This is a genomic window from Capnocytophaga sp. oral taxon 380 str. F0488 (assembly GCF_000318255.2).
GTDB lineage: Bacteria > Bacteroidota > Bacteroidia > Flavobacteriales > Flavobacteriaceae > Capnocytophaga > Capnocytophaga ochracea.
Genome location: NZ_KB291168.1, coordinates 1 through 300 on the forward strand (window position 1 = coordinate 1; position 300 = coordinate 300).

The window sequence follows — 300 nt, forward strand, 5'->3', positions numbered from 1 at the left end:
ATTAGAGAATGAGAAAATGAGAAAATTAGAGAATGAGAAAATTAGAGAATTAGAGAAAAATCGATTGGGAAATTAAATAAATTAGGTGTGAGTAAAAAGTAGTGGCGGTTATTAGGGTGAAAGACAAGGGTTGCTCGGAGGTGGAGCGGAGGTAAGATAAAGGTAGGGCGAACGATGAGTGGCTCTACAGTGGCTCTACAGTGGGTCTACAGTGGCTCTACAGTGGGTCTACAGTGGCTCTACAATGAATGATGAACGAAGGAAAGGTGAAGGTAAGTTAAAGCTAAGATAGAGATAAAA